This is a genomic window from bacterium, from assembly GCA_040753555.1.
In the GTDB taxonomy this organism is placed as follows: domain Bacteria; phylum UBA9089; class UBA9088; order UBA9088; family UBA9088; genus JBFLYE01.
This window is the reverse complement of sequence record JBFMDZ010000055.1, coordinates 1-12,620: the sequence shown is the minus strand read 5'-3', so window position 1 is coordinate 12,620 and position 12,620 is coordinate 1. Positions and strand designations below refer to the sequence as shown.

Annotated in this window: 12 protein-coding genes; 9 read left to right on the top strand and 3 right to left on the bottom strand. The window is 35.9% G+C overall.

Translation table 11 applies throughout. From position 1 onward, the window contains the following. Nucleotides 1–312: 312 nt before the first annotated feature. The 3 genes from AB1630_06180 to AB1630_06170 are packed head-to-tail and all read right to left on the bottom strand — an operon-like array spanning nucleotide 313 to nucleotide 4,270. Nucleotides 313–495: a hypothetical protein gene (locus AB1630_06180; protein MEW6103388.1), complete on the bottom strand. Its 183-nt coding sequence runs from the start codon at nucleotides 493–495 to the stop codon at nucleotides 313–315. Between the two features lie 2 nt (nucleotides 496–497). Beyond that, nucleotides 498–734: an AbrB/MazE/SpoVT family DNA-binding domain-containing protein gene (locus AB1630_06175; protein MEW6103387.1), complete on the bottom strand. Its 237-nt coding sequence runs from the start codon at nucleotides 732–734 to the stop codon at nucleotides 498–500. 8 nt (nucleotides 735–742) lie between these two features. Then, nucleotides 743–4,270 (bottom strand): LAGLIDADG family homing endonuclease, encoded by a 3,528-nt coding sequence (locus AB1630_06170; GenBank protein ID MEW6103386.1) that lies wholly within the window; start codon nucleotides 4,268–4,270, stop codon nucleotides 743–745. A 56-nt stretch (nucleotides 4,271–4,326) separates the two neighbouring features. Between AB1630_06170 and AB1630_06165 the strand changes: the two genes are divergently transcribed. The 9 genes from AB1630_06165 (at nucleotide 4,327) to AB1630_06125 (ending at nucleotide 12,518) form a co-directional block, all read left to right on the top strand. Beyond that, nucleotides 4,327–4,431 (top strand): AURKAIP1/COX24 domain-containing protein, encoded by a 105-nt coding sequence (locus AB1630_06165; GenBank protein MEW6103385.1) that lies wholly within the window; start codon nucleotides 4,327–4,329, stop codon nucleotides 4,429–4,431. Further along, the gene (locus tag AB1630_06160; protein ID MEW6103384.1) at nucleotides 4,418–5,419 is read left to right on the top strand and encodes a sugar phosphate nucleotidyltransferase; all 1,002 of its coding nucleotides are present in this window, start codon (nucleotides 4,418–4,420) and stop codon (nucleotides 5,417–5,419) included. Before AB1630_06165 ends, AB1630_06160 begins: the two co-directional genes overlap by 14 nt. Further along, nucleotides 5,388–6,356: a hypothetical protein gene (locus AB1630_06155; protein ID MEW6103383.1), complete on the top strand. Its 969-nt coding sequence runs from the start codon at nucleotides 5,388–5,390 to the stop codon at nucleotides 6,354–6,356. The genes AB1630_06160 and AB1630_06155 overlap by 32 nt, the downstream gene beginning before the upstream one ends. A gap of 185 nt (nucleotides 6,357–6,541) precedes the next feature. Then, complete coding sequence (locus AB1630_06150; GenBank protein ID MEW6103382.1) at nucleotides 6,542–6,832, top strand: BrnT family toxin; 291 nt, start codon at nucleotides 6,542–6,544, stop codon at nucleotides 6,830–6,832. A 4-nt stretch (nucleotides 6,833–6,836) separates the two neighbouring features. Next, complete coding sequence (locus AB1630_06145) at nucleotides 6,837–7,052, top strand: BrnA antitoxin family protein (protein ID MEW6103381.1); 216 nt, start codon at nucleotides 6,837–6,839, stop codon at nucleotides 7,050–7,052. Nucleotides 7,053–7,145: 93 nt separating this feature from the next. After that, a complete protein-coding gene (gene folP / locus AB1630_06140) occupies nucleotides 7,146–7,979 on the top strand; it encodes a dihydropteroate synthase (protein MEW6103380.1) in 834 nt (277 codons plus the stop codon). 76 nt (nucleotides 7,980–8,055) lie between these two features. Next, the gene (locus tag AB1630_06135; GenBank protein ID MEW6103379.1) at nucleotides 8,056–9,171 is read left to right on the top strand and encodes a PilT/PilU family type 4a pilus ATPase; all 1,116 of its coding nucleotides are present in this window, start codon (nucleotides 8,056–8,058) and stop codon (nucleotides 9,169–9,171) included. A gap of 805 nt (nucleotides 9,172–9,976) precedes the next feature. Continuing rightward, nucleotides 9,977–11,953 carry an elongation factor G gene (locus AB1630_06130; GenBank protein ID MEW6103378.1) on the top strand — a complete coding sequence of 659 codons (1,977 nt, stop codon included), beginning with the start codon at nucleotides 9,977–9,979 and terminating at the stop codon, nucleotides 11,951–11,953. 211 nt (nucleotides 11,954–12,164) lie between these two features. Continuing rightward, nucleotides 12,165–12,518: a DUF4277 domain-containing protein gene (locus AB1630_06125; GenBank protein MEW6103377.1), complete on the top strand. Its 354-nt coding sequence runs from the start codon at nucleotides 12,165–12,167 to the stop codon at nucleotides 12,516–12,518. Nucleotides 12,519–12,620: the final 102 nt, after the last annotated feature.

The following is a 12,620-nucleotide window of genomic DNA, read 5'->3' as shown; positions in this document are numbered from 1 at the left end:
AGATGTCTTTAAGTCTTTTCTCTAATCTCCTATCTTTAAACGCCTTATTGTAAAAAGATTTAGCTTCTTCTAAATATTGAAACAAATCGTCTTCTTCCATCTCTATTTAATATATCGGCATTTTTTTCCTTTTTTTAAAGATAAAATTTCAGTTTTTCTCTTTTTGAATAAAATAAAGTGTTAAAAAACCTAGGCAGGATTTGTTTCTACAAACTTATGGGTAAGTTCCAGTTCTCTAATGCCTGTCCTCTCTGCCGTAAAAAATTCAAATTCTAAAGCTTAAAGTTTCAATAGAACCACGCAAAACAATTTTTAGGGATAGGGAATTTCTATATCTACCCCCTTTATTTCTTTGTAGTGTTTCGTGTTTCTGGTTATAATAGTAATATACCCTCTAAAAAATCCAAATTCAAATTGCTCTATATAACCTTCAGCTGGTAAATAACCACGCAGGTGATCAATAAGAATATCTGTGTCAAGAATTCTCCTTTCCATTCCTAGGATTCCTGTCTTTTCCAACGATATCGCATCTTGTCCATATATTCAATCCCATCCGCCTCATCCTTCCAGATACCAAAGGTTTGTTGGGTCACACTTGTAACTTCTTTTTTGATAATAATGCAACTTCCATTTTTATCTCCAAGAAGTTTAAGTTCATCTCCTGGCTTTATGTGCATCCTTTTCCTTAAATCTTTTGGAAATTCAATTTTGTAATCTTTCTCTACTTTAACCATACAGTTAGTTATATTATTGCTTCCATTGATAGGACAGGATGGTTAACCCTTTTACACCAGCTTAAGACACCCTCTTCAGAAATTGTAGCCTCCTCTGTGGCAATCAGGTCAAGGAGATCAGGAATCCCCTCTTCTTCTCCCCTTCTTTTTAAAACATCAGCCATTGCTTCCTTTAATTTGTTTGGCATCCAGACAAGCCTTTTTATGCCACCCTCTGCCTTAAGATACTTTTTTGAGCCGATATAGAACTTTGAATGGCCAATAAATCCAGGGGTTTGCTGGCCTCCACCTACCGAACCTGCTAAGGTTGAAAATTTCATGCCGCAAGGGGTCATTCCAGCGTGGTCTCTATCAACAATCATAATTCCAGAAACAGAAGGAAGGACAACCGAGATACACTCGAAACAACCGCAATTTTGGATGAGCAATGAATTGGCAAAATAGCAATGGGTGTCAGAAAGGGTAAGGTTATAGACATATCTTTCTTTGGAAGAAACCTTTTTTATCCCCACAATAGAATCAAGGAAGAAATCAGAGCGAATCATTGACTTTAGGAATTTTGAGCGAGATACTTTTATTATCTTTTCTACATTTTTTAATACAGGTCTTGATCTTCCTGTCTTGTAGTAAAAGTAGGTAGAGGGAGGAAGAATCTCTTTACTTTCAGGAATTTCTGTAATTGCTTTGCCTACAGAATAAGGCAGCATTTCACTCTGTGTTTTCCCAAATGTCTCAAGGCTTCTTATTTTTTCTAAAATCTCTTTCTTTCTCGGATGCCTTAAGGAAAGAATCTCACAAAGCTTCTTTAAATTATCACCATAGACCTCTATTTTATAAACCGAACCAGCCTTTCTTATATTTCCAATAACCCCAAATCTCTTTAATATAAATCCAAGGTCAAAGGCGGCCTTTTCATCCTCAATACAAAAATATGCATCAGAAACACCCAATTTACCTTCATACTTCCTTGTTCTAATACTTCCATCGCCATCAAATAAACCAGATAAAAATTGAGCAAGAAATCCCTTGGAAAGCCTTATCATCCTCTTTAGATCCCATCTACCATTTTTGCCAACCTTTATTCCAAAAAACTCAATTAGCCTTCCAAGGATAGGGTTATTGGAATAAGCATCATAGCAGGTCATCTGTGAATTGATGGTTCTTCCTTTAATCAAAGATAAGGTTTTTCTTTTCTCCCTTATTCCAATATTTTTTGAAGGAAATAATTTCTTGTAAATTCTTATATATTCCTCAAGCAATTCCCTTTGGGTATTGATAAAATTTATTACATATTCAGCTTTTCCCCGCTTGCTTACCAAACCATCAGATGCAATAAGACCGAGGATATAGAAAAGCTCCTCAGATAAAAGCCCTTTTTCTGCTATTTCTGGAATTTCTTCCTTTACCTTAAGGTTCTTCAAAGAGATAACCCGATCATCCCTCTTAATATCTTCTGCTTTTACAAAGCTCATTCCATCTTGCCTGTCAACCGCTATTCTGTGATTTGGGGTTAGGGTAAGCCTTGCCCCAGATTTTGTCTTTATTTCTATTAACCCTTTTTTATACTTAAACCTTTGGATTGCCACAAGATTTTCTTCTTTTGCCCTGCCTTCATTTAAAGTAAGACAAAAGGATTTAGCATAATCTTCTTTTCCATGATTTTTATCAATAAACTCACCAATTGAAATAATATTGTTGTCAATAATAACATAAGAATCGTCGGTTATACAAGAAGTCATTGGGTCTGTAATTATTGAATATGCAGACATCCTTTCTATTTTATTGTGAGACTTTTCTAAAATAGCCTTATTAACATTATCCCATTGCCCAAGGCTTTCATCAATAACATTCCCCTTTTCTATTGGCTGATTTGGTCCGGTTGGTGAGATTTGATGGGCGGCTTTTGTATCAAGCCAGTTATATGCTCCGCATAAGCCAGAACGCTCGGGTGTAACAATACAGACATGATTTGGAGCAAATGATTGGCATAAGGTGCAGGAATAGAAGACATCAACACCTTCATCCTTTAATCCTGCCATCCTTTCATCCCTTGCTTTATAAACCTTTCTGGCAATCTCCCTTAATTCCTTTATCTTTTCCTCCTCTGTATAGAGAAATACAGAAACCTTATCAAGAATACTTGAATACTCATGGTGAAATTTAGCATATATTATCTTTCCAATATGGTGTAGCCTAAAACCTGCTTTATATGCCCCTTTGCTTATCCTTATCCAGCTTATATCCCTTTGTCCCATATGTAGGACACCAGAGGCTGCATTTAGGGATTCATGGATATGACGCTCTAATATTGGCTCAAAATCCTTTTGCATTTTTGCACCAGAAACCTCAACCCATATCCCCAAAGCCATAGAGCCTCCTTCCTCTACACTATCAAGGTCAAAGCCTATAACCTCTATTTTTCCATCTTCTACCTCAGAGGCCGTCTTTGTTGTTACATATTCAAGGGTAGGTAAGCCTGTTCTCATCTCGTTTATCTCAACAAACATATCCTCCTTTTTTATTCGCTCACCAGAGAATGCAGGGCCATATAGCACAGGTATATCAATCTTTGCTGTTATTACCTTAAGCCCCCTTACATACATAGCCTTTTCTGTCATTTTATCAAAAGGAACGCCTGATACAACATGTTCATACATACAAACACCGGTTGGAAGGATTTCTGGAATTGGTGTATAAGAGATTACAGGAAATCCATAGTTTATTGCACCTGCGGCTGTTGCATACCATTCATCTGAAACCTCTCCTAATGCAAGGATAAAGGCAAATACCCGATGGCGATTATATAAAAGGTTTCTTCTATAATCTCCTGGTGCAACACCACCAAAGGACATTGCCGCACGGGAGGCAAAACCCAAAGCAAAAACAGCAGAATAAATATCTTTTCCAAATGGGACAAGACGCGTCTCCCATCCAAGCTGGGTATTGGCATCCCTTAATTGCTCTGCCATTGAAAGGTCATTGTTTTCTGCATGTAAAAAGACATATAGGGTCTTCTCCTGAAGCTCCCTTGCTAATTTAGTCGCTGTTTCTTTGTCAGGGCAAGCCCCTACACAAGCTGCAAAACCAGGTGCTGTGCCATCAACAAATTCAATGCCCCTTTCCCTCATTATCTTATCATCTGCTGCACCAAGCCATAGATGTGTTTCATCTGGAGATGGTGCGATAAAATAGGGGCAGGGGTCTTCTAAATATTTTAATACCTCAATTATCTCCTCATTCCACAAGGTTGCCATTCCAGCGTCTAGGGTTTCTCCAAGATAGGGAAGATTGATATGCTTTGCTGGAATATCTGGAAGCAGCTCCTTTGCCATTTTTAAGACCTTCTCACAATCAGCAAGGGTCTTTACCGGAATTCCTGTCATTGCATAGATTATGGGAAGATAATAGCCTGTGTTTGGAAATTCAATGCTTTTTTCTGGAGAAAATCTATCAATTGCCTTAAAAAGCCTTGTTTCTGCCTCTCTGGCAATTTTATGCGCTCCCCTTATTGCTGCTTGAGCAATTATTTTTGACATTTTAAGATTAAATATTATATAATTAAAGTTTAAAATTTGCAATAGGGAGGTAAAAATTGAGTAGCGTTGTTAAGAAAAGAAGAAAGAAAATAAGAAAGCATAAATACGAAAAGCTTAGAAAGAGGCTTCGTGCTGAAAGAAAGAGGTATGGCAAGCTGTGATACAGCTGTAATTTTAGCCGCAGGTATTGGAAAAAGGATGAAGTCAAAAACGACAAAGGTTCTTCATCATATTATGGGAAAGCCAATGCTTTCCTATCTAATAGATGCAACAGCCGGGTTTAATAGGGTTTTTGTTGTAAAAAAAGGTGCTAAAGATGTATGCGAACTAATAGGGGAAAAGGGAGAAATAGCATTTCAAAGGGATGTTTTAGGAACAGGAAATGCCCTCCTTTGTGCAAAGCCTTTTATTAAAGGTGATTTTGTTGTTGTTCCTGGTGATGTTCCCCTTCTTTCCAAAAGGACAATAAAGGGGCTTATTTCTTTCCATTTTAAGGAAAAGGCGGATGCCACAATCTTGGCAGCAAGAGTAAAAGACCCAAAGGGATATGGAAGAATAATTAAAGAGTCAAGGGTCAGAGGGTCAGAGGGTCAGAGGGTCAGGATTGTTGAAGAAAAGGATGCAAGTGAAAAAGAAAGGAAGGTAAATTTGGTAAATACAGGGATATATTGCTTCAATAAGGAAATATTTGATTGTTTAGAAAGGCTTGATAATAAAAACAAGCAAGGAGAGTACTACCTTACAGATGCATTTAAGCTTCTTTCAGATATGAAAAAGAGGGTATCTTTATTAGAAAGTTATGATGAAATGGAGACAATGGGAATAAATACAAGGTATCACCTTGCAATAGCAGAGGATTTTTTAAGAAAGAAGATTTTAAGGGAATTTATGGAGAGCGGTGTAACCATAAAGGATATAAATAGCACATATATTGAAAGGGGTGTTCAAATAGGAAAAGATACCACAATCTTTCCAAATACATATATCTTTGGAAAAACAATAATTGGAGAAGATTGCACAATTGGTCCTTGTGTATGGATTTCAAATTCAAAGATTTATGATAAAGTAAGGGTATATTTTTCTTATATTGAAAATTCTATAATAAAGGAGGAAAACAATGTTTATTCATTTTTTCATCAAAAAAATTAGGGTTATTATTGGCTATTGCCTATTGGCGGGTTTTGTCTTTAGCCATCAAAATGGGATAGATTGCAGAAATAAAGCCTGCAGGACAATGCTCCTTACGCCTGTTTTCTTTGAGTCAAATGGGAAAAAGGTGGGATTAAATATATCCCTTCAAGGAAAGGAGGAAACCTATGCAAAATGGAAATTTATTGTCCCAAAGGGATTTCCTTTGGATACAAATGTCTCTTTAGGAAGGCCATTTATTACAGCAAATATATCCTGCAATGTTTATGAAAATGGCTTAACAAGCGAAAGCTGGTCATCTTCATACAAACCAATGCTTTATATTTCTACATATAACCCAAAAACAAATATGAAATCTCCAGAGCAAGGCACAAGCATAAATCTTATAGATTGCGGAAGTGGAAGAAACAAGATGGCAACATCCCAAAATTTCTTTGTTAATATATTAGAGGATGATATGGAGATAGAGATTATCCTGAAGAGACCAGGTGAAGAAGAGAGGATTCCTACGATTGCTGTTAATAAGGATTCACTTTGGCTTGCATATATATTCCAAAAGGGAGAAAAACCCGCATTTCCCGATAGATATGAACCAAATAATGACGCTTCAGCAGCAACTGTCCTTACAGAAATGAGGATGCCTGCTTCTATTTGGGACGGAGTTCCTATAAAGCCCGTTGATGTTGATTGGTATAGCCTTGAAATGAAGGATTATGGAAGCTTTCAAATTGAGGTTATAGCATCTGATGAAAGCCCAAATCTTAAGCCATCATTAAAGCTTTATAATGACAAGCTTAATCTTTTGTCCCAAACAAAAGGCATAAAAACAGCAAAGCTAGGTTGGTCGGGAAAGGGAAGGTTTTTCTTGGAGGTTTCTAATAGTGCAGGAAGCGAAGGACCCTCGGGTCATAAATATGTCCTTAATATTAAGAAATAACTATGTGCTTATCCAGACAGGGTAAAGCAATGAAAGAAACTCAAAGAATAAAAAATAAATCCCAATGACAAATAAAATCTCAATGTCCGAATCCTAACAAATTGAAATGGCATTTGAGATTTATTGTAACTACAAAAACAAAAATGTTGTTGACAAATATTATAATGTAGTTATAATGTAGTTATGTGGTAAATATTTCCTTTGAATGGGACAAAAATAAAAATTCTCTAAATAAAAGAAAACATGGAGTATCTTTTGAAGAAGCTCAAACAGTATTTTCTGATGAAAATGCCTTGCTTCTAGATGATCCCGACCATTCAGATGAAGAAGATAGATTTATACTTTTAGGTTTAAGTTCCAATCTTCGCATTCTGGTTGTCTGTCACTGTTATCGTAAAAATGATGCAATAATAAGAATCATATCTGTTCGCAAAGCAACTCGCTTAGAACAGAAGCAATATTGGAAAAGGTGGTGAAAAAATGAGAAAAGAATATGACTTTTCAAAAGCAAAAAGAAATCCTTATGCTAGCCGTCTTAAACGACAGGTTACAATAAGGCTTGATGAGGAAACAATTAAGTATTTCAAAAAACTTTCAGAAGAAGCGGAAATCCCATATCAAACTTTAATTAATCTCTATTTGCGAGATTGTGCCGCTTCAAGTCGTAGGCTTTCTTTACAATGGAAAGTAGCTTGATAACAAATTAAAAGTGTATTTTTGAGATTTGATTTTTTATTAGGTCGGATGAATTTTAAAACAGACAAACATATATCTAAACCTTAACCTTAATTGAAGATTACATTAGGCGAATATACCCTCAATCTTTCAGAAAAAACCCATATTATGGGAATCTTAAATATAACCCCAGATTCATTTTCAGATGGTGGGCTATATTTAGAAAAAGAAAAGGCTATTGATTATGCCTTTAAGATGGCTTCCGAAGGAGCTGATATTATTGATATAGGAGGACAATCAACAAGGCCAGGCTCTCTTCCTGTATCAGAAAAGGAGGAGAAGAAAAGGGTAATTCCTGTATTAAAAGCCCTTGTTGGTAAAATTAACATTCCAATTTCAATAGATACATATTCTTCCAAAGTTGCAGAAGAGTGTCTTAAAGAGGGTGCAAATATAATAAATGATATAAGTGGTCTTAGGTTTTCACCTAATATGGCAGAGACAATTGCAAAATTTAATGCTGGTTGTGTAATTATGCACATTAAGGGAACGCCAAAGGATATGCAGGATAATCCAACCTATGTCAACCTATTTAAAGAGATTATAAGCTATCTTAAGGAGGGGATAAAAATAGGGGAGGAGGCTGGAATTTCCCAAATAATCATAGACCCTGGTATTGGATTTGGAAAGACCCTATCCCATAATCTTATAATAATTAAGGAATTGGATAGGTTAAAGGTTTTAGAAAAGCCCATATTGATTGGTGGATCAAGAAAATCCTTTATTGGTCAAATATTAAACCTTCCTACATCAGAAAGGCTTGAGGGAACTCTAGCATCTGTTTGTTACTCTATTTTAAAGGGTGCAAATATTGTAAGGGTTCATGATGTAGCAAAAGCAAAGAGGGCAATAGATGTGATAGATGCTATTAGAAAAGCCAAAGAATAAAACCCAATGTCCAATGAACACATACAAGCGTTAGATTTTGCTTGCAAAAAACCAAACTTATTTGTATCCTAATTAGATGGAATTTAATGAGCTTCTTTCTATAATGATAGAAAAGGAGGCATCAGACCTCCACATAAAGGCAGAAAGACCTCCAATCTATAGAATCCATGGAAAGATGGTTGCTTTGGATAATTGCCCTCCATTTAGCTGGGAAGAAACAGAAGGTATGGCTATGCCCATTATGAACACTAGCCAGGTTGAGAAATTTAATAAAAGACATTGGGCAGACCTTGGCTATTCCTTTAAAGGCTATAGATTTAGGGTGAATATCTTCAATAACAAGGGAACAATTGCTATGGTTATAAGAAAGATTGAGGGAAAGATTCCAACAATAGAAGCACTTGGTCTTCCTTCTGTTTTAAAGGAGATTGTTGCATATCCAACAGGACTTGTTTTGGTTACAGGTCCTACAGGAAGTGGAAAATCAACAACCCTGGCTTCTTTAATTGATGAGATAAATTCAAATTTTTCCTGCCATATAGCCACCATTGAAGACCCTGTAGAATATGTTTTTGCTGACAAAAATGCAAGTATATCCCAGAGGGAGGTTGGCTCTGATGTTTTATCTTATGACGATGCCCTTCCGCCATTATTAAGGCAGGATCCAGATGTTATACTTATTGGTGAAATGAGGGATAGGGAGACAATTGAGATAGCATTAAAGGCAGCAGAGGCAGGACACTTGCTTTTATCAACCCTTCATACATCATCTGCCGCATCTACAATGGATAGGGTCTTATCATATTTTCCACCCGATATGCACCATCAGATTCAAATTGAGCTTGCTATGACATTAAGGGCTGTTATCTCACAAAGGCTTATAAGGAGACAGGATGGAAAGGGGCGTGTTGCAGCTCTTGAGATTATGATAAATTCACCTACAATAAAGACATACATTGAGAAGGGAGAATTTGGAAATATCTATAAGGCAATTGAAGGCTCTGTGTATCATTATAAGATGCAGACAATGGAGCAATCTCTGGTTGCTTTGGTGGTCAATGGAATTATAAGCCTTGATGATGCTGTTTCATCTTCAAATGACCCAAATTCCTTAAGACGGCTTCTCCATGAATTTGGGATAAAGAAAAGCCAAGCAGAGGAAAAGGAGAAGATAGTAATTGAAGGAGGATGATGAAAGAAAGCACTAAATCGCAAGGCACGAAGCTTATGCTTAAGGGGCAGACGGCCAGGATATTCCTTATGACGAGTGTCCTTGTATCTACCTCCCTCAATTCGATAAAGCTTTTAACGGAACTTCCGTAGCAAAAATTGTGTAAGTCCAGCCTTTAAAATGTGCATACGATTATTTTCTCTATTTTTATCCTTAAATCCCGAAATTTTATAACTATGTATTGTTTAACAAACAGGAATATCAATATTAAAACCAGCAAATATTTCTTTGGTTTTTTTGATGTGTTTAGCTTTAATGGAACAAATGAAATCCGAAATTCGAAATCTTAAAACAAATTCAAATGACTAAAATTGAAAATTCAAAACAATATAATTTATTGGTTGGAGTTGATAGATACAAACCATTCTGAAAACTCTAAAGTGTTAGAGAAAGAACAACAGGATTTAATTGAAGAAGCCATAGAATTGATGATGATTTTCAGTTCTATAATGAGGAAATCGCAGTAAAAATGTTTAGAATTTTAGTACGTGTTTAGCTTCGCTAAACATACAATTAAACAATTCGTTTCTGGCTCTTTAACATAAAGGAAGCTCAACACATATTAAGGAGCTAAACACATACCTCTAATCTATCGCAACCTGACATTTAGTCCATTATTTCTTCTTAAATAACTTTTTCATAATCTCTTTATACCTTTTTTTCCAAAACAAACTAAATTCACTTTTGAGGGGTATCAGTATGTGCCTGTATAGTCTGCAAAGCAAAAAAATTTGCCTTTTTTTTCAAAATATTATATAATAAGTTTGTGTATTCCTTTGATAAGATTCGCAATATTGCCCTCATTTCCCATAGAGGTGCAGGAAAGACATCTTTATCTGAAGCCCTGCTATTTAAAACAGGAAAAATAGATAGGCTTGGTTCTGTTGATTTAGGAACAAGCTTTTTTGATTATGGAGAGGAAGAAAGAAAAAGAAAGACAACAATATCATCAAATGTAGGATTTTTTGAATGGAAGAATTATAAAATAAATATTATTGACACCCCTGGTTATTTTGATTTTATTGGTGAGGTAAAGGCAGGGTTAAGGGCTGTTGAGGGCGCAATCCTTCTTATAGATGCTGAAGCAGGTGTTCAAGTAGGAACAGAGAATGTCGGAAAAATTGCAGCAGAATATAACCTTCCCCTTCTTATTTTTATCAATAAGCTTGATAAGGAGAATGCTGATTTTAATAAAACAATTGAGCAAATAAGAAAAAAAATTTCTCCTTCCTCTCCTTGCCTATTCATTCCAAATGGAAGCGGAGCTAATTTTTCATCTATAAAGGATGTTTTAAAAGAAGATTGCCCTGAAAAACAAGGGCTTATTGAGGCAATATCCGAGACAGACGATAAACTCCTTGAGAAATATCTGGAAAAGGGTGAGCTTTCAGAACAGGAAATTATGGATGGGCTTATATCAGGTGTAAAAAATAGAAAGCTCTTTCCCATCCTTTGTGGCTCATCTTTAAAAGAAATAGGGATAACAGAGCTACTTGATGCCATTATTTCATTTATTCCTTCTTATCACAAAACAGTAGGCTTAAATTTAGAAACAAACGAGGAGGTAACAATAAACAAAGATTTTCCATTCTCTGGCTTTGTCTTTAAGGTAATATCAGACCCACATGTAGGCGAGCTTACATTTATTAAGGTTTTATCCTCTAAGATGGAATCAGGGTGCGAGGTGTATAACTCCACACAAAAACACAAAGAAAAATTGGGTCATCTTATGTTTGTTTGTGGAAAGACAAGACAGGATATATCAGGAATTCCCGCTGGTGATATAGGCGTTGCTGTTAAGCTTAAAGGAGCAAAGATTTCTGATACCCTATGCGATGCAAAATCTTTAATAACATTTCCAAATATTAAATTTCCAGAACAGAGTATATCGCTTGCTATAAACCCAAAGACAAAGCAAGATCAAGAAAAGGTAAGTAATGGTCTCCATAAGCTTTCTGAGGAAGACCCAACATTTACATCACATTATGATGTTGAGCTTTCTCAAACAATCATCTCTGGTATGGGTGAATTACACCTTGAGATTATGCTTGATAAATTAAAGCACAGGTTTCAGGTAGAGGTTAATGTAGAAAAACCAAGGATTCCATATAGGGAATCAATAAAGATAAGGGCATCTGGTGAGGGAAAATACAAAAGACAAACAGGTGGTAGGGGGCAATATGGTCATAGCCTTATACACATAGAACCACTTACTCTAAATAGCGAAGAGCCATTTGTCTTTGAGAATAAGATATTTGGTGGAGCAATCCCTGCAAAGTATATCCCTCCAGTGGAGAAGGGTGTAAAGGAGGCAATGGATAAAGGAATCTTGGCAGGATACCCTGTAAAATGGGTAAAGGTTATCCTTTATGATGGCTCATTCCACGAGGTTGATTCCTCTGATATTGCCTTCCAGCTTGCAGGCTCATTTGCCTTTAAGGATGCATTCTCAAAGGCGTCATCTTATCTTCTTGAGCCTATTATGGAGGTTGATGTATTCAGCCCAGAGGAGTATACGGGCGACATAGTATCTGACCTAAATGGAAGAAGGGGAAGGATATCGGGGATTGAAGCCGAGCATATTCAAGCCCTTGTTCCACAAGCAGAGATGTATAAATATTCCACAAGCTTAAGGTCGCAAACACAGGGAAGGGCAAGCTATACAATGAGATTTTCCCACTATGAAGAGGTTCCAGGCCATATAGCCAGCAAGATTATAGAGGAAAGGCAAAGTAAAACTTGACGAGGGAAAAGAAAATTTTTATATACTAAAAATCAATTGAATTTCAAGCAAACCCTTTTGTTAAAGCTATTCTTCAGCAATAAGAAATTGAGACTTTAACATAAAGGATAAAAAAACCCTTATTTTTCAAATACTTGTATAAAGCCAACCTTCGTATTAGTAATTTTTACTAGTGTTTTTTTAAAAATGCCGATATATAATATGAAGGAATATGAAGATTACTTCAACCCAAACTATAAATGTAGGACCTATACCCCTTATACTTCCAATAATTCGCTCTCTTCGTATCAAAGAGACAATAGATAGTATCTGCCCAATGGAACGAAAAGCAGATAAAGGAATTACCCATGGACAGGTAATAGAGGCACTTATTGTAAATAGGCTTATAGCACCAAAGCCTCTTTATGGAGTAAAGAATGGGCGAAAGAGGAATATTATTGCCAATCTATTTAATATCCCATTTTCCGCTTTCCTTCTGAATGTATTGATATCTTCTCTCTATTCCTTTAATAATTTGCGTTACAATGCACTACAAAAAAGCTGGAACTTACCCATAAGTTTGTAGAAACAAATCCTGCTTAGGTTTTTAACACTTTATTTTATTCAAAAAGAGAAAAACTAAAATTTTATCTTTAAAAAAAAGGAAAAAATGCCGATATATTAAATA